Origin of the sequence: Collinsella sp. LCP19S3_B7 (assembly GCF_052121795.1) — a bacterium.
Lineage (GTDB): Bacteria > Actinomycetota > Coriobacteriia > Coriobacteriales > Coriobacteriaceae > Collinsella.
Genome location: NZ_JBQKDO010000017.1, coordinates 12,824 through 29,834 on the forward strand (window position 1 = coordinate 12,824; position 17,011 = coordinate 29,834).

16 protein-coding genes are annotated in these 17,011 nt (G+C 59.8%); 1 reads left to right on the forward strand and 15 read right to left on the reverse strand.

Annotated features, from left to right (window positions below; all coding sequences use genetic code 11):
- Positions 1–4 precede the first annotated feature (4 nt).
- The 15 genes from ACTQW0_RS07360 to ACTQW0_RS07430 all read right to left on the reverse strand — a co-directional run bounded on the left by ACTQW0_RS07360 (position 5) and on the right by ACTQW0_RS07430 (position 16,301).
- Positions 5–199 carry an ATP synthase subunit C gene (locus tag ACTQW0_RS07360; RefSeq protein ID WP_022094262.1) on the reverse strand — a complete coding sequence of 65 codons (195 nt, stop codon included), beginning with the start codon at positions 197–199 and terminating at the stop codon, positions 5–7.
- A gap of 124 nt (positions 200–323) precedes the next feature.
- Positions 324–1,127 (reverse strand): F0F1 ATP synthase subunit A, encoded by an 804-nt coding sequence (gene atpB, locus ACTQW0_RS07365; RefSeq protein ID WP_022094263.1) that lies wholly within the window; start codon positions 1,125–1,127, stop codon positions 324–326.
- Positions 1,128–1,130: 3 nt separating this feature from the next.
- Positions 1,131–1,442: a hypothetical protein gene (locus tag ACTQW0_RS07370; RefSeq protein ID WP_055286330.1), complete on the reverse strand. Its 312-nt coding sequence runs from the start codon at positions 1,440–1,442 to the stop codon at positions 1,131–1,133.
- Between the two features lie 281 nt (positions 1,443–1,723).
- Complete coding sequence (gene upp, locus ACTQW0_RS07375; protein WP_040359658.1) at positions 1,724–2,371, reverse strand: uracil phosphoribosyltransferase; 648 nt, start codon at positions 2,369–2,371, stop codon at positions 1,724–1,726.
- 123 nt (positions 2,372–2,494) lie between these two features.
- On the reverse strand, positions 2,495–4,036 hold the full coding sequence (glpK, locus tag ACTQW0_RS07380) for a glycerol kinase GlpK (RefSeq protein WP_441567572.1): 1,542 nt from the start codon (positions 4,034–4,036) through the stop codon (positions 2,495–2,497).
- Positions 3,990–4,793: an L-threonylcarbamoyladenylate synthase gene (locus ACTQW0_RS07385; protein WP_441567573.1), complete on the reverse strand. Its 804-nt coding sequence runs from the start codon at positions 4,791–4,793 to the stop codon at positions 3,990–3,992. Before ACTQW0_RS07385 ends, glpK begins: the two co-directional genes overlap by 47 nt.
- Positions 4,794–5,002: 209 nt before the next feature.
- Positions 5,003–6,253: a N5-glutamine methyltransferase family protein gene (locus ACTQW0_RS07390; RefSeq protein WP_154518369.1), complete on the reverse strand. Its 1,251-nt coding sequence runs from the start codon at positions 6,251–6,253 to the stop codon at positions 5,003–5,005.
- 632 nt (positions 6,254–6,885) lie between these two features.
- Positions 6,886–7,953, reverse strand: coding sequence for a peptide chain release factor 1 (gene prfA / locus ACTQW0_RS07395; protein WP_154518366.1), 1,068 nt, complete (start codon positions 7,951–7,953; stop codon positions 6,886–6,888).
- Between the two features lie 299 nt (positions 7,954–8,252).
- On the reverse strand, positions 8,253–9,680 hold the full coding sequence (locus tag ACTQW0_RS07400) for a M20/M25/M40 family metallo-hydrolase (protein ID WP_441567574.1): 1,428 nt from the start codon (positions 9,678–9,680) through the stop codon (positions 8,253–8,255).
- A 72-nt stretch (positions 9,681–9,752) separates the two neighbouring features.
- Complete coding sequence (locus tag ACTQW0_RS07405; RefSeq protein ID WP_427794051.1) at positions 9,753–10,538, reverse strand: amino acid ABC transporter ATP-binding protein; 786 nt, start codon at positions 10,536–10,538, stop codon at positions 9,753–9,755.
- 22 nt (positions 10,539–10,560) lie between these two features.
- The gene (locus ACTQW0_RS07410) at positions 10,561–11,709 is read right to left on the reverse strand and encodes an amino acid ABC transporter permease (RefSeq protein WP_441567576.1); all 1,149 of its coding nucleotides are present in this window, start codon (positions 11,707–11,709) and stop codon (positions 10,561–10,563) included.
- A 9-nt stretch (positions 11,710–11,718) separates the two neighbouring features.
- Entirely contained in the window at positions 11,719–12,645 is a 927-nt protein-coding gene (locus ACTQW0_RS07415; protein ID WP_441567578.1) for a transporter substrate-binding domain-containing protein, read from the reverse strand.
- Between the two features lie 339 nt (positions 12,646–12,984).
- On the reverse strand, positions 12,985–13,878 hold the full coding sequence (locus tag ACTQW0_RS07420; protein ID WP_427727722.1) for an aldose 1-epimerase family protein: 894 nt from the start codon (positions 13,876–13,878) through the stop codon (positions 12,985–12,987).
- Between the two features lie 114 nt (positions 13,879–13,992).
- Positions 13,993–14,859, reverse strand: a complete 867-nt coding sequence (locus ACTQW0_RS07425; RefSeq protein WP_441567580.1) for a hypothetical protein — start codon at positions 14,857–14,859, stop codon at positions 13,993–13,995.
- Between the two features lie 125 nt (positions 14,860–14,984).
- On the reverse strand, positions 14,985–16,301 hold the full coding sequence (locus ACTQW0_RS07430; protein WP_427719709.1) for an ATP-binding protein: 1,317 nt from the start codon (positions 16,299–16,301) through the stop codon (positions 14,985–14,987).
- Between the two features lie 303 nt (positions 16,302–16,604).
- Here ACTQW0_RS07430 and ACTQW0_RS07435 point away from each other — a divergent pair, with 303 nt between their 5' ends.
- On the forward strand, positions 16,605–16,748 hold the full coding sequence (locus ACTQW0_RS07435; RefSeq protein ID WP_195838622.1) for a hypothetical protein: 144 nt from the start codon (positions 16,605–16,607) through the stop codon (positions 16,746–16,748).
- Positions 16,749–17,011 lie beyond the last annotated feature (263 nt).

Consider the following 17,011-nt stretch of genomic DNA (forward strand, 5'->3'; position numbering starts at 1 on the left):
CGTGCTATTTAACGATCAGCGCGACAACGAAGCCGATCAGAGCCAGAGCCTCGCCGAAGGCGGAGCCCATGATGAAGACGGTGAACACGCGGCCCTGGACCTCAGGCTGGCGGGCCATAGCACCCGTAGCACCCAGAGCAGACAGGCCGATAGCAAGACCAGCGCCGATAACACCGAGACCGTAACCGATAACTCCCACGATTCCTCCTTTGTCGTGCGTGTCTTATTTCACGCAGGATAACCTTTTTATAACTGCCGGGCTCCATGGGTACGGGCACCGGCGGTTTAACGAATTGCCTTACCTTTAAGGCCCGAACGGAAGATTACTCCTCCTCCGCGACCTCCTCTGCCTCGGAGACATACACGGCGGTAAGGACCGTGAAGACGTAAGCCTGGATGGCGCCGACCACGAGCTCGATCGCATAGATCAGGATGAGGATGGCAAGCCAGGCCAGCGAAGGCAGGGCGCCGACGGCGTGGGCCGCGGAAACCTGCTGAAGCAGCGGCTGCATGAACATGCTCGCCATGATGGCGAACGAGCCCATGACCACGTGCCCTGCGAACATGTTGCAGAACAGACGGACGGCAAGCGTGATGAGGCGCAGGAAGGTCGAGAAAAGCTCGACGACCCACACAAGAACGTTCATCGGGAAGCTCACGCCCTGCGGGGCGAGGCTCTTGATGTAGCCGATCACGCCGTGAGCCTTGCATCCGTAGTAGATGAAGTACACGAAGGCGAAGATGGCGAGCGCGGCGGTGGAGCCGATTGCGCCGGTGCCGGGCTTCATTCCCGGAATCAGGCCGATCATGTTATTGATCAGGATGAACAGGAAAAGCGAGCACAGGAACGGGAAGTGCTTCTTCCAGTTCTCACCCACGACGCCCTTGCCGATATCGTTCTCGACGTACTCGATGATGTACTCGAAACCGTTGACGAAGAAGCCCTTGGGAACCAGGGTCTGTTTCTTCTTGAACACGGCCAGGACGATCAGGAGCACGATCGTGGAGACGATCAGCCAAAACGAGTACTGCGTGATGCCGCAGCTCAGATCGCCCACGACGGGGGTGGAGCTGAACTCGCTGACCAGATGATTAATCTCATCAGGCAGCTTTTCAAAAATTTCCACGACTTACCTTTCGACCTCATGAGGATCTCGCAGCGCCTTGGCGACACGAACCGTGCAGGCGGCCATAAAGGCCACGAAGCCGATCGCCTCGCCCAGGAGGAACATGCGAAATGCCTCTCCGAACAACACAAACACAACCAAGGTAAAGACGAGCAGGGCGATTGCCGAGACCGCCAGACTCACCATACCCTTGAGCATGTCCGCATTCTGTTTATCGTCAAGAACCGGCTTGAGCGTAAAGACAAAGGGAAGAAAGGCGACCGCGCCCGCGATGGCGCCTGCAACGATAGCGAGCAGATCGGCTATCTGAAACACTGGCGTCCTCACTTTCTTTTTTAACGCTTCACAGAACAGTTCCCGCCAAACATTGGTGACTATTGTACGAGCCAATCGCTAAAGTACAACCGAAAAAGCATCGGTTAATACGCACCTGTTCGTTTTCTTAAGACCTTCTTTATGCCGCAGGTACGGTAATACGTTTTTCTCGAACCCTGCAGGGCAAAACGTCCGTTAACAGGAGTGCGCGCGGTCGACTTTTGTTCGTCCGCGCGCACCGTTTCTTCGTATTTGCAGCCGCGGCCGCCTTAGCCCAGCGACTAGAGCGTGCCGTAGATGCGGTCGCCGGCGTCGCCGAGGCCGGGAACGATGTAGGCAGCCTCGTTGAGATGGTCGTCGATGGCGCAGGTATAGATATGCACATCTGGGTCTTTCTCGGTCAGCGACTTGAGGCCCTCGGGGGCCGCGACGATGCACAGCATGCGGATGTCCTTGACACCGCGCTCGCGCAGGTAGCTAATGGCCATCTCGGCCGAACCGCCCGTGGCGAGCATGGGGTCGACAACCAGGCAGATGCGCTGGTCGATATCCTTGGGCATCTTGCAGTAATACTCATGCGGTTCGTGGGTAACCTCGTCGCGCTCCATACCGATGTGTCCCACGCGAGCGGAGGGCACCAGGTCGAGGATGCCGTCGACCATGCCAAGGCCCGCACGCAGGATGGGCACGATGGCGAGTTTCTTGCCGGCGAGCTGTTTGAACGTGGCGGTAGTGATGGGGGTCTCGACCTCGACGTCTTCCATAGGCAGGTCGCGCATGGCCTCGTAGCCGTCAAAAAGCGCGAGTTCGCGCACGAGCTGGCGGAACTGATTGGTGCCGGTGTTTTTGTCGCGCAGGATCGACAGCTTGTGCTGGACGAGCGGATGATCGACAAGCGTCACACGGGACGCATCGTAGGTAACGGTCATGAGTTGATTGCCCCTTTCGTTGCGGCCGTAAAACGACCTTGCTGGCATGGCGCGCAGCGATGTTGCCGCCGCGCGCCATACACAAGTTTAGCGGTTTGCTGTATCGAGTGGCCCGTCGCAGCCCTACTGTGCGGTACTGAGCGAGCGCTTGACCGCATCGCGCCAGCCCGCAAGGTTTTGCTCGCGGCGCTCGGCGGACATGCGGGGAAGGAAGGTCCTAACGATCTGGGCATTTTGCTCCAGCTCTTCCAGGTCTTCCCAATAGCCGACGGCAAGGCCCGCCAAGTACGCGGCACCGATTGCCGTGGTCTCCACCGTCTCGCATTGCAGCACGGGGATATCCAGCAGGTCGGCCTGGAATTGCATGATGAACTCGTTGCGCGACGCGCCGCCATCGACAGACAGGCGTTCGATCGAAAGCCCCACGTCCTGCTCCATGGCGCGCAGCACGTCGTAGCTCTGATATGCCATGGATTCGCAGGCGGCACGTACGATGGTCGCACGGCTCGAGGCGCCGGTCAGACCGCACACGATACCGCGGGCACGCGGGTCCCACCAGGGAGCGCCCAAACCCGCAAAGGCGGGAACGAAGTAGCAGCCCTCGTTGTCGTTAATCGAAGCGGCGAGTTGTGCAGACTCGCTCACGCTCGAGATGATGCCCATGTTGTTGCGAAGCCAGTTCATGGTGGAGCCGGCGGCAAAGATGGAACCCTCGAGTGCGTAGCTGATCTTGCCGTCCGCGGCGATACCGATGGTGGAGACCAGACCGTTCTTGGATTCGACGACCTCGTCGCCGGTGTTCATGAGCATAAAGCAACCAGTACCATAGGTGTTTTTGGTCTGGCCGGGATGGAAACAGCAGTGGCCGAACAGCGACGCCTGCTGGTCGCCCGCCACGCCCATGATGGGTGGCATGTTGGTCATGATGTCGCTCGCGACGCGGCCGTAGTCGCCCGAACTCCAGCGAACCTCGGGCATCATGGAACGTGGAACGTCAAAGAGCGCCAGCAGGTCGTCGTCCCAATCGAGCGTATGGATATTAAAGAGTGCCGTGCGGCTGGCATTGGTGTAGTCGGTGGCAAAGACCTGGCTGCCGGTGAGGTTGTAGATGAGCCAGGTGTCGATGGTGCCAAACATGAGGTCGCCCGCCGCCGCGCTCTCGCGTGCGCCGTCGACGTTGTCGAGAATCCACTGCACCTTGGAGGCCGAGAAATACGGGTCGAGCGTAAGCCCCGTGCGGGAGCGCACCAGCTCTTCTGCGCCCTGATCAACCAAATTATCGATCAGAGACGCGGTGCGACGGCACTGCCATACGATGGCGTTATAGATGGGCTGGCCGCTCACGCGGTCCCAGACCACCGTGGTCTCACGCTGATTGGAGATACCGATGGCGGCGATGCGATCGGAATGAATCCCGCTCTTAAACTGAACCTCCATCATGACCGCAATCTGGCTGGCAAGGACCGCCATGGGGTCTTGCTCCACCCAGCCGGGACGCAGGAAGCTGGTTTTGACACTGCGGCGCGCTTGGGCGACAATGCAGCCGTACTCGTCGACGATGGTCGCAAGTACCGAGGTGGTGCCGCAGTCGAGCGCCATGATGTAGGAACCGCCAAAGTCAAACGAGGCATCTTCCATGCCCAGACTGCCCAGATTCAACGACATCGCTTACACCTTTCTGTTGCATCGGGTCGGACAGGACCCGCTCAATCTCTGACGCGGGAAGTGCGCCTTGGCGCAGGATCTGGAGCCCGCCGTGCTGGAACGACACGATGGTCGAAGCGTCGCGGCACGGCGTCTCGCCCGCGTCGACGGCCACGTCGACCCCTTCTAGAATGCGGTCTTCAACGTCGGCAAAGCTTGCCGGCGCGGGCGCGCCGTGTGTATTGGCGCTCGTACAGGCAAGTGGGCTGCCACAGGTGCAGATGAGCGCCTGTACCACGGGCGAGGCCGACGCGCGAAGAGCCACCGTGTCGTCGGCGGCACGCATAAAGGTCGGCACGCAGGCAGCCGCCTTGACCACAATAGTCAGGGCGCCCGGCCAGCATCGTCGGGCAAGTATGCGTGCCTCTTCTGGGATATCCACGCCGTAGCGGTCGAGGGCCTCGGCATCATCGACCAGCCAGGCGACCGTTTGGGTGAGCTCACGCTGCTTGAGGGTAAAGATGCGACGGCAGCCGGTACCGAGCGCGGGCACCGCGGCGCCGTTGACGGCAGCCTGCGGATCGCGCGGCCACGGCAGAGATTCGCTTGTATCTTGGGGCACGGCGTCCGAGAAAGCGTTGACTGCCACAGCGACGCCATAGACGGTCTCGGTTGGAATCAGGGCCAGGCCGCCACGGCCGAGCACCTCGGCCGTACGCTCGACGGCGAGCCGATGCGGCTCGCGCACTCCCTCGAATACCCGATAGACCGTCTGCATGTGTATGCCAGCCCCTTACACTCTGGTGAAAGTTTGTTTACTGAGGGGCATTCTCGCACGAAACGTTTAACCTATTTGTCCACAGCGCATGTTGGTTTGGTGAGCGGCTATAGCAGTCGGTGAAAGTGAGGGGAAATTGAGCCGTGACAAGCCTCTTTACATTTCCGGCGCAGCGCTCCCGCCGCCGCGCCGCCAATACGCTTCGTACTTTACTGACGTTGTTTGGGCTCGGTGACGATAGCTCGAACGATGCGGGGACGATCGGTGAGGTCACGGACGATGCGTACGTCCGAAAGACCCGCCTGGCGGCAGAGCTCGGCCGCGGCGTCGAGGGCGCCCTCATAGAGCTCGCAGGCAAACAGGCCGCCGGCGCGCAGCATATAGGGCGCCGCATTGAGCAGGCGGCGGAAGATATCAAGGCCATCGGCTCCGCCCTCGAGCGCCAAATCGGGCTCAAAGTCCTTGACCTCGTGCGGCAGCGAGCGCATGACGTCAGTCGGGATATAAGGCGGGTTGGAAACGAGCACGTCGAAGGTGCCCCACTCCTCGCGGGGGATAGAGCTCACCAGGTTCGTGAGGCTGAAGGCGACCTCATCGGACGTCAGCCCGAGTGCATCGCGGTTTTTGGTGGCCAGGTCGATGGCGCGCGGCTCGATATCGGTAGCGGTGCAGGCGACATGGCCGCGACGCTCCCAAGCAAGGGAGAGCGAAATGCAGCCCGTGCCGCAGCCGACCTCGAGAACGCGGGCAATGCGGGGGTCGGCAGGCACAGACGCGGCGGCATCCTGCACTAGGGCCGTCTCTTGGTCGACGCCTTCGATGGCAATGCCGTATTCGTCGAGCTCGGGCTCAGCGACTTCCGCGGTCTCGGCCTCAGCTGCCTGCGCGGCGGCTTCCTCGGCCTCACGATCGGCCAGCTCCTCGGCATAAGCTCGGCTGCCCAGCACGTCTCCGCCCAACGCCGCCTCATCGGCAGCCGTGAGGTTGGCGGCACGGCGCTCGGCAGTCGCGCGTTCGTCAGCCAATGCGACTTCGGCTTTACGCGCCTGCTCGACCTCGTCGTTCCATGGCAACTCTACGCGCTGGCGGGTGGCAGCCTCGGGGCTCAGAACCTCGGCATCCAGATAATTGAGGACTTCCTCGACGAGCATCTCGGTCTCGGGACGTGGAATGAGCACGCCGGGGGCGCACGCGACGTCGATCATGCGGAACTGCGTGCTGCCGGTGATGTACTGCAGCGGCTCGCCCTTGGCGCGACGGACAACCGCCGCGTGCATGGTCTCGAGCTGCGCTGCATCGAGCGTGTCGTCCATACGCATATATAAGTCAATGCGCGCTAGGCCCGTGGCGGCGCACAACAGCCACTCGGCAGAAAGACGGGGGTGCTCTTCGCCGCGCTCGGCTAGGTACTCCTTGGTCCACTCGAGACAACGCCTGATGGTCCAGATCTCGTTTGCCATGGGTCCTCCCCTCTTAAGCGCCGGGCGGCGCGCGAATGTCGGAGCAGATTGTACGCGAGGGCGGCACGCGGCGAGAGACGATTGGAAGCGATTATCGAGAATCAGCCCAGAATTTTGCACCGGGCTCGCTCAAAGTGTTCATTCGCCGACGTCTAGATTTGCATTCGTCAAGCTTTTGGCAAGGTTGCCCCAAAACTGACTAATATCTAACCAAGAACTTGCCAAATCGCTTGACGTGCGACGCACCAAAAAGGGCCCCGCGACTTCTTGGACGATTTTTCGAGCAATATTTTCAATTGCAGATGAAGGCTTTTATTTACTTTGAGCAGTTAGGCAGCCCAATTTCCAACAAAGTAGATTAAATAAACTCGAAAAGTAATTTACCCAACCTAGTCATTTAAGAACGTCCCCAATGACTACCTCTAAGGCGCCGCAGGTTGAGCATAAGTCCCCAATGACTACCCGCCGCAGGTAGAGGACGGACAGCGAGCGCCGTCCAGGGCGAACAAGTTGGCATGAAAAAGGCAAGGCATAGACCTTCTGGTCATGCCTTGCCTTTTGAATGACAAATTGTCGCCCTGGGCGGTGCGCAGCGTCGGCCGGTCCGCCGTTCGGTAGAACGGCGGAACCTACTACACGGCCTGCGCCAGCTTCTCGGCACGCTCGGCGGCGGCAAGCGCCTCGATGACGGCACCGAGTTGGTCGCCCAGAAGGACGCCGTTGTAGGTGGAGTTGAAACCGATACGGTGGTCGGTCACGCGGTCCTGGGGCTGGTTGTAAGTACGGATCTTCTCGGAACGGTTTCCGTGGCCAATCTGGCTCTGGCGCTCGGCGCCGAGCTCGGCCTGCTGCTTCTCGAGTTCCATCTCGTACAGACGGGCACGCAGCATCTGCATGCAGACCTCGCGGTTTTGAATCTGGGAACGCTGCTCCTGCGACTGCACCACGGTATTGGTGGGCAGGTGGGTAATGCGCACGGCGGAGTAGGTGGTGTTAACGCACTGACCGCCAGGACCGGAGGCACAGTAGGTATCGATGCGCAGGTCGGACTGGTTGATCTGAACGTCGATCTCCTCGGCCTCGGGAAGCACGGCGACAGTTGCCGTGGAGGTCTGGATGCGGCCCTGGGACTCGGTCTTGGGAACGCGCTGGACACGGTGCACGCCGGACTCGAACTTCATGACGGAGTAGACACGGTCGCCCTCGACCTTGAACTCGATGGACTTAAAACCGCCGGCCTCGCTGGGGCTGGAGTCGAGCACGGTGGTCTTCCAGCCACGCGACTCGCAGAAGCGTTGGTACATCTTGTACAGGTCACCGGCGAAAATGGCCGCCTCGTCGCCACCTGCGGCGGAGCGGATCTCGACGATGGTGTTCTTGTCGTCATTGGGGTCACTCGGGATGAGCATGTACTTGATGTCTTCCTCGAGCTGGGGAAGCTTGTCCTCGTTCTCGGAGATGTCCATCTGGAGCATCTCCTTCTCGTCGGCATCGGTAGTGTCACGGAGCATTTCTTTGGCAGCCTCGATGTCGTCGAGCGCGCCGATGTACTCGCGCGCAGCGGCAATGAGGTCGGACTGGTGCGCGTACTCCTTGTTGAGACGCGTGAACTCCTTGATGTCGGAGGCGACGGCCGGGTCGGAAAGCTTCTTCTCGAGCTCCTCGTAGGCCTTGATAATCTTTTCGAGCTTGTCGCGCATGGCGGAACTCCTTTATATGCGTGAAGGTGAAAATCGGCGGAATTGATGGGGCGCATGGCGCCGTTGCGGGGTAAGCCCAGCTAGAACATGTCGATTTTCAGATACATGCGCATCCCTTCGCGTATAGGGTACATAGTTGCGGTCTAACCCATATATGATAGCGTGCGCAGGCAAACCTGCATATAACCCGCACGGAATGAGTGGACGCAGTCGTTGGGGACGTTCCTTAACGACGAGTCGTTTAAGAACGTCCCCAACGACTACAACGGCTAACAAAGGGACTGTCGCTTTGTCACATTCTAGAGCGTTTGAAGCAGAGCGATGAAAAAGTGGACACCTTGGAGGTAGGCACGGCGGGTAATGCGCTCGTTGGTGCCGTGGACACCGCGATCGCACTCGTCATCGTCGACCACAAACGCCGAAAAGCGAATGCATTCAGAGCAAATACGCTGATAGTTAGCCGCATCGGTGGCACCGATCACGGTTGAGGGCACAATGCCGACAGCAGCCCCGCCCGCCGCATTCGGTACGTTTTCCTCCGCCCCCTTTGGATCACGAAAGTAGCGGGCGGCAATAGTGCGAACGGCCTCGAGCCCCGGTCCGCCAACACGTGGGGACGGCGAAGGTTCTGAGCTGCCGGGGCCAAGTTCGACCTCCACGCGCCCGGTAAGGCCCGCAGCGGCAACGGCCTCGCGGCAACGGTCAACAACATCAGCCACGCCCGTGCCCTCGAGCATGCGGAAGTTAATATTGGCCCACATATCCTGCGGCATCACGTTGGCGCCAGTGCTGCCGCCCTCAATCTGCGTGGGCGCACAGGTAGTGGTCACGAGCGGATAGAGCTTGTTGCTGGCGAGGCAGTCGCGAACAATGACGCCTCCGTTGGCGGCAATCTCATCCGCCGTGTAGAGCCCCAACTCGACAAGCTGCGCGGCAAGCAGATCGGTCACGCGCGTCGGCCACTCGATATCGCAGATTGCGGCGATAGCGCGGCTCAATACCTCGAGCGATGTGCCGCCGTAGGGGTTGGACGAATGTCCGCCTTCGCTCTTCGTCTTGAGCACGATATCGGCATAGCCCTTCTCGGCAAGGTCGGCATGCATAAGCCAGCCCTCGCCCGCGCCGTACTCGGCAGCCGAAACAATACGGTAGTCACCCTCGTCGATCAGGTATTCAAGTTCAACGCCGCGCTCCTCGAGCACGCGGCCGATGGCCCCCGCTCCATACTGCGTGGTTTCCTCGTCCTGGCCAAAGGCGAGCAGCAGCGTCCGCTCGTGCTCCCAGCCGTGCACCAACGCATACTCAACCGCCTCGAGAATACCTGCGACCTGGTCTTTCATGTCGATAGCGCCGCGACCCCAAATGTAGGTGTCGTCCACGTGACCGCTAAAGGGGGCATGCGTCCAGTCGGCCTCGGTGCCGGGCACCACGGGAACCACGTCCATGTGGCCCATGAGCATAACGGGCTTGAGGGCAGGGTCGGAACCGCCAAGTGTCACCAGCAGCGAGTGGTCGATGAGTTCGACCTCGCCCGCCGCGAACACATGTGGCCACGCCTGCTGCATATAGGCGCGCAGGTCATCGAACGGCTGCCAGTTCACCGCCTCGGCATCCATACTCGAAACGGTCGGAAACGACAGCACGCGCCCCAGACGCTCGCACGCGCCAACTTCGTCCAAATCGGCAAAATCATCCTCATGCGCAAAGAAGCGCCAAACCTCGGCCATGACATCCTTTCGATTGTGATGACGAGGGCCGCCCCACCGGAACGGCCCTGCCATGCAAACATTTGCGGTTGGTTATTTGTCCTCGAGATAGCGCGAGAGGAACTCGCGGGTACGCTGGTGCTTGGGGTTGCCAAAGAGCTCCGCCGGCGCGGCGTCCTCGAGGACCACGCCCTTGTCCATAAAGACCACGCGATCGGACACGGTGCGGGCAAAGGCCATCTCGTGCGTGACGACGACCATGGTCATGCCGTCGGCAGCGAGCTTGCGCATGACCTCGAGCACCTCTCCCACGATCTCGGGGTCGAGTGCGGAGGTCGGCTCGTCGAACAGCATGATCTGCGGATTCATGCATAGGGCACGAGCGATGGCCACGCGCTGCTTTTGACCACCGGACAGGCGACCCACGGCGGCGTGCGCGAACTTTTCGAGTCCCACGCTCGTCAGATGCTCCAGCGCGACCTTTTCGGCCTCGGCCTTGGTCATCTTTTTGAGCGTGACGGGCGCAAGCGTGCAGTTATCGAGCACGTCCATGTTGTTAAACAGGTTGAAGCCCTGGAACACCATGCCGATGTCCTCACGCAGCTTGTTGATGTTGCAGCGCTCGGCCGTGAGGTCCTGGCCATGGAACCAGATATGGCCCGCATCCGGGGTCTCGAGCAGGTTGAGGCAGCGCAGAAAGGTCGATTTGCCCGAACCCGAAGCGCCGATAATGGTAACGACCTCGCCGGGGTTAACGGACAGGTCGATGCCCTTGAGCACCTCGAGCGAGCCGAAGCTCTTGTGCAGGCCCTCGACGCGGATGAGCGGCTCATTGGTCTGTGCGGCGGCCGCAGCGCCGGTAGTGGCGGTATCTGCCATGATGATTCTCCTCGTCTTGAGCCTAGTTGGAGCTGGGCAGCGTGGCCGGGGCCTCGGCGCCGAGCTTTTTGCCAAAGGCCTCGAGCAGGCGGCTCGCCACGAGCGTCATGATTAGGTAGACCACGAGCGTCACGCAGTAGACCTCCATCTGGCGGTAGTACACGCCGGCGACGGTGGTAGTGGCGTACATGAGGTCGAACACGCCGATGACCGAGAGCACCGACGAGTCCTTGATGTTGATGATGAGCTCGTTGGTGAGCGCCGGAATCGCGTTTTTAATGCCCTGGGGAAACACGACTTTACGCATAGCCTGCCACTGCGACAGACCCAGCGAGCGCGCCGCCTCGGCCTGACCGGAATCGATGGACTCGATGCCGCCGCGCAGGACCTCCATCATGTAGGCGGTGGAGTTGAGCGAGATGGTGACGAGGCCGGCGGTAAAGGTACTCCAAATCTGGTTGGCCTGGGCGGTCTCGAAGCCCATGCCGCGCAAAACGGTGAAGCCCGCGTAATAGATGAGCAGGCCCTGGACCATCATGGGCGTGCCGCGCACGATGGTGGAGTAGACGGTCGTAAAGCCGCGGCCGATGCTCTTAAAGAAGCGCACCAGGTCGTTGTCCACGCGATCGAAGGTCTGAATGCGCAAAAACACAAAGAGCAGTGCCAGGAAAAAGGCGATAACGGTGCCGAAGGTCGCAAGTGCGACGGTGATCTCGATGCCGCGAATGAAGAAGTCGCCGCTTTTGTAGGTCATGTAGACCAGGCTCGACAAAAAGTCGCTGGGGTTGGAATCCGAGACAATGCTCACCTGCACCAGGTCGATAAACGACATGACGCAGCGGTCGATAAAGAAAACTGCCGCGATGGCGGCCGCGACGTAGCTGCCCAAGCGTGCTCCACGACGGAAACGCTCGGATGCGAACGGCGACTTTTCGCGATAGTCGCTCCAGTGCATAAGCTTGGTGACCAGCGCCGCCGCCGACACGACGAGCCACGCCCACAGGATCGCCCAAAGGCAATCTTGGAACACGCCCGTGGGGGCCAGGAAGCTCAGCGGCGTGGGGTTGCGCTGGCTAAACGCCAGTCCGAGCGCCGCGATGACGCTCGTGCCCAGGTACACATAACGATGGTCGGCTTTGATAAAGGAGACCAGACGATTGATGGCTTTCATGCTGCCTCCCTATGCCGGCTGACGGTCGAGGCACGCGTCCCACATCTGGTCGCGCTCCTCCTGGCTGACGCCCTTGAGCGTCTTGTCGATGAGCTTAAGCAGCTTGTCCGAGCCCTTGCGGCAGCCGACGTTTGCCGTGACCTCCTGCTTAAAGCCCTCGCCCTCGGCAAAATGAATGGGGACGATACCGGGATTTTGGGCCATGTAGCCCTTTTCGTTTTCGGTGTTGTACGTCACGGCGTCGCAGGTGCCCTGCAGCAGGTTCGAGAACACCGTGGGGACGGAGTCGACCGGGTTTTTGTGAACGACGCCCGGGATCTCGTCGATGACGGTATCGAGCATGGTGTCCTTTTGGCCGAGCACCGTGGCGCCGCTGAAGTCACTGAGCTTGGTGGCGTTTTGGTAGGGGGAACCCTCTTTTACGAACAGGCCGAAGTAGCCAATAAAGTACGGGTCGGAGAAGCCGACCGACTCCTCACGCTCGGGCGTGGCGCTCATACCGGCGATGATGAGGTCGATCTGGCCGTTGTTGAGCGAATCGATAAGGCCCGAGAAGCTCTGCTTGACGGCAACGGGCTCGCCACCGAGGGCCTTGCAGACAATCTTGGCGATCTGCACGTCGTAGCCATCGGCATAGGCGCCTTGTACGTTGTCGATGGGGATGGTGTACTCACTGGCTTCGGAAACCTGCCAGTTGTACGGGGCGTAGGCCGCCTCCATGCCGATGCGGATCTTATCCTTGCCGATCACGGAATCGGACAGGTCGTCGCGACCGCCGCCCGTCGTGGGCTGAACCACCTTGAGCGTGGACGGGCGCTGACAGCCGGCGAGCGCGCCGGCGACGACGGAAGCGCTCGCGGCAAGAGCGCTACCCAAGAAGATGCGACGGCTGCACACCGGCTGTGGATGCACGTCGCGCTGATGGGGAGAATGCATAATCTGCCTTCCCTGTTGAATCGTATGCTAATGACTTAACAGGATACCGCTCAGCGTTACCTACAGCAGATGCATATATACAAATTAACAAACTGAAAACGATTGGTAGCCGTTGGGGACGTTCTTAAACGACCAGTCAAACAAGTAGTCATCGGGGACAGTCGTTGGGGACGTCGATGATTCGGCAATGCCAGCGAGCGCCACCCAGAGCGAACAAGTTGGCATGAAAAAGGCAAGGCATAGACCTTCTGGTCATGCCTTGCCTTTTGAATGACAAATTGTCGCTCTGGGTGGCGCGCAGCGTCGACCGGTCCGCCGTTCGTTAGAACGGCGGAACCTCTAGAGCAGCGTAACCTCGAAGGCGCGCTTGTCGGTGGCGCCGGGAGCCAAGGTGATGGTGTTGACCTTGTGCTCGAAGACGTCGTCCTCGGTGTCCATGGTGGTATGTCCGGTCCAAGGCTCGAGCGCCACGAACGGGGCGTCGTTGGCGGCAGACCACACGCCAATGTACTTAAAGCCCTCAAAGTCAATCTTGACGCCGTGGCCCGATTTGCGACCGCGCAGCGTGAGCGTGGAGCCCGGGGTATCGGTGAACATGATGGCGTCGTTGTCGAAGCTGCGGTGCGTGATGGGCAGCACGTCCGAGTTATCGGGAGCCTTGTAGCTTCCCTCGAACGTCATAAGGCCATCGGGCGTGATGATGGGGGCCTCGTTAGTCCAAGCCTCGGTAAACGCCAGCTCGTAATCCTCGAACGCCTCGTCCTCGGCACCGGGAACGGGCACGTTAAATGCGGGGTGGCCGCCCACCGAAAACGGCAGGTCCACGTCGCCGGTGTTGGTGACGGCAAAGGTCTGCGTAAGAGTGGCGTCGCCAGTCAGGGCATAGGTCATGTTGAGCTTAAAGTGGAACGGGAAGGCCTTGAGCGACTCGGGCGTATCGGTGATCTCGTAGGTGACGGACGAACCGTCCTCCGACACCTCGACCAGCTTGTGCTCCACGATACGCGCGATGCCGTGGCGCGCCATCTCGCAGCTGCCGGCTGCAGACGTCGCCGTGTTGTTGCGCAGCGAGCCCACAATGGGGAACAGGATGGGCGCATGCTTGCCCCAAAAAGCGGGATCGCCCTGCCACAGATACTCGTTGCCGTTGAGGGCAAGGCTCGTGAGCTGGGCGCCCATGGAATCGATGGCCGCGGTGAGGCCGCCGCGCCTGATGGTAGTGACGGTAGACATGCTACTTCCTCCAAAAGTAAACAATAGTGTCGAGGACTATTGTCCCACTCTTGGCGGCGGAACGGGACGGCAGGCGATTATTGAGTAGCCATAGCGGAAATGGACGGCGAGCGCCTACTGGGTATCCACGTAAAGGTCAAACCCGCCCTGCGAGGTGGTGTCGACCGTATCGGGCGCCCGCGAGTTAAAGCTCGCGGGAACCATTCTTTTCGAGGCACGAAAACGCGTGCCGTCGGTGGCGACAGGTGGCTCATCGACCGTAAGTTCGTAGTCGCCGGGCTTGAGCTCGATACCGTCACCTTCGGAATTGACGTATTGGTGCTCGTCGATCGCTTGTCCCTTGAGCGTACGGCCTACGATATGGATGAGCATCTGGCTGTCGCCGCGCGCGGTATCCCACGTCGCGCCGTCCTTGACCTCGACCGACACATGCACCGAGCGCGTACGGTTGAGCGATTGTTCGACGGAGATCTCGACCTTGGCGGCGTCTTGGCGCTGCTGCTCAACATGGCTCCAAACGCTGCCGATTGCCGAGCAGGCGATAACGCCGGCCATGAAGGCGATGAGGATGGGGCCGAGCGGAGAGCGCCGGCCCGCGCCTTCCTCGCGAGCCAGATCGGGGCGATGCGTGGGCGCAGGCGCCTGGGCGCCCTGCGCGGGCACGTCGAGAATGCTAAAGGATGCCGTGCTGTCGGGGTCGATAGTGTGACGCAGCTGTGGGGTCTTTGCCGGCGAGATGGACATGTCGGCCGGCTCACCCAGTGTGGCCGTGGCGTCGGCCTTTGCCTCGTCGGCCTCAGCCTGGGCCCAGGCCTGTTCAAAGGTTAGGGGTTCGGCCGAGTCGGAAGCGGCGTCCGTCTCGACGGCATCGTCGCCGCTCTCGTCCTCGTCGCTCGACACGTCATGCGGCGCGGGCTCGTCCCACTCCTCGTCCGGAACCTCGCCCTCGCTATACCACCATTCAAAGTTATCGATATCCATACGGGGCGCCCCTTAGGCCTCGCAAATAAACGCTTGCTAGCCTTATACCCCCAGACGGCACGAGGGCTCGCACGGAATGCGAAAAGGACTGCTCTTTTGTCGCATCGAAACGGATCTGTTTACGTTTAGCCGCGGGTAATCTTATTTCTCAACAAGAAGTCGACTGCCCCCACGATTCTGATGCCATCGATGTCCGTTGGATGGTCGCCATCCCTGACAATCAGGATCTTCTCATACGAATCAGGAATTTTTCCTAGCGTGCTTAGCTTGAGCGGTCGCAGCTCGCGTTCCCTCGTCGCCTCGGCATCGATCCGTTCGGTAACCTGGATATATTTGCGGTCTGATCCCTCGCCGATTGCGACAAAGTCGATTTCCCCCGCGCGTAGATGGCCGCAAAACACTTCGTATCCTTCAAAGACAAGCTGGTTGTAGATGACGTTCTCGAGCATCCTTCCGCTATCGCTACCTCTATATCCGTCAAGATAGCTGCGAATTCCCGTATCAGCTATGTAATATTTACCGCCTGTCTTAAGAAGCTCCCGCCCCTTGATGTCATACCTTTTTACTTTGGTAAACAGGTACGTCTCTTCCAGAGCGTCAATATATGCCGACACCGTCGATGCGTTGGTCTTACCGCCCGCTGATTCGTTGAGCGTCCCTACGATTTTGTTGACCGAGGTTTGGTTGGAGATGTTGTCTGCCAGATACGCACAGAGCCGCTCGAGAACATCGCGCTTGGTGATAGCTCCGCGACCCCTACGCGTCACACGCGACAGGATATCGCGCGCGACGATCGTCTGGTAGAGGCTACGGATATAGTCGCGACACAGCTCGCGTCTCGGCTCATCATGGGCCAGAAACGGCATGCCGCCATAGGTTATGTACTGCTCAAGCACGGTATTTGAATTAAGGCGATCGCCCGTCTTGGAAACAAGTTCGACCCTCTCACCAAGCCCTTCAGCGGCGACCGCATCAATCGAGCGAAAATCAAGATATTCGCCAAACGTGAGAGGCTGCATCTTGACCTCGACATATCGGCCCGAGATAAGCGTTGCGAGCTCGCTCGATAGCAAAAAGGCATTGGAGCCCGTGACATAGATATCGCACGGCAAATCCACTCGGAGCGAGTTGACCGCCTTTTCCCAACCTTCGACATTCTGGAGCTCGTCAAAGAACAGGTAGGGATGATCGATGCCGTCGATGCGCTCCCGAACCATACGATAAAACGTCAGATAATCCGTAATTCCCGCGTACTCTAGAGATTCCATCTTAAAGGTCAGCAAACGCTCGGCTGGCACCCCCTGTTGCGCCAGATAGTCCCTCATCATGTCCAATAACGTTGATTTGCCACAACGGCGTATGCCCGTCACGATTTTGATGAGGTCGGTATCCTGAAAAGCAATGAGTCGATCAAGATAACGGCTTCGGCGAACGATATCCATAGAGTCTCCCTAGCGCCCGACCAGACATGAAATCTTATAAACTTGCATTTTTTGCAAGTTTATAAGATGTTACCTTAGAAACTTGCAGAATTTGCAAGTTTCTAAGACATGGAATGTGACAAACGGACTGCCCCTTTGTCACATTAGCTTGGCGCTGCTCATGTGCCTGTTCTCGGTGTCATGCTTCACGCACTTCATGGACGTGGCACGCCGCCGCCATCCCAAGTCGATGGTACTCGCAAGCTCGGTTAAGCCCATGGGTTTAGCGTCGGCATCACGTTTGGCACCGCAGTGGGCGGAGCCGTGGTAAGCAACATTGGCATTGCGTACGTAGGCGCAGTGGGCGCCGCGTTCTCGCTTGTGGCCTGGGCGCTCACGCTGGTGACGATTAAGCTCGCCCGCTGGGAACGCCGTCGTCAATCAACACAGCCCCGGATGCAGGCATAGGGGCGAACATAGCCCAAGGTGGCGAGCAACCGGTGAAAACCGTCCCATACGAGTAGTGTCTATCCGCCTGCAAGCTCCGACAGTGCAATTTCGTGTATTTCAAATACACGAAATGCGCGTGGGGCAACTCAAAGGCGGCGGCAGACACATTGTGAACTGCCTCCCATTTCTTGGACACGAGAAATGGGAGGCTTTTTATGCGTGTCGACTTGAGAGTGAAACACGACATCGAGGCCAGGAAGGCGGCGATCGGGCTCTTCGAG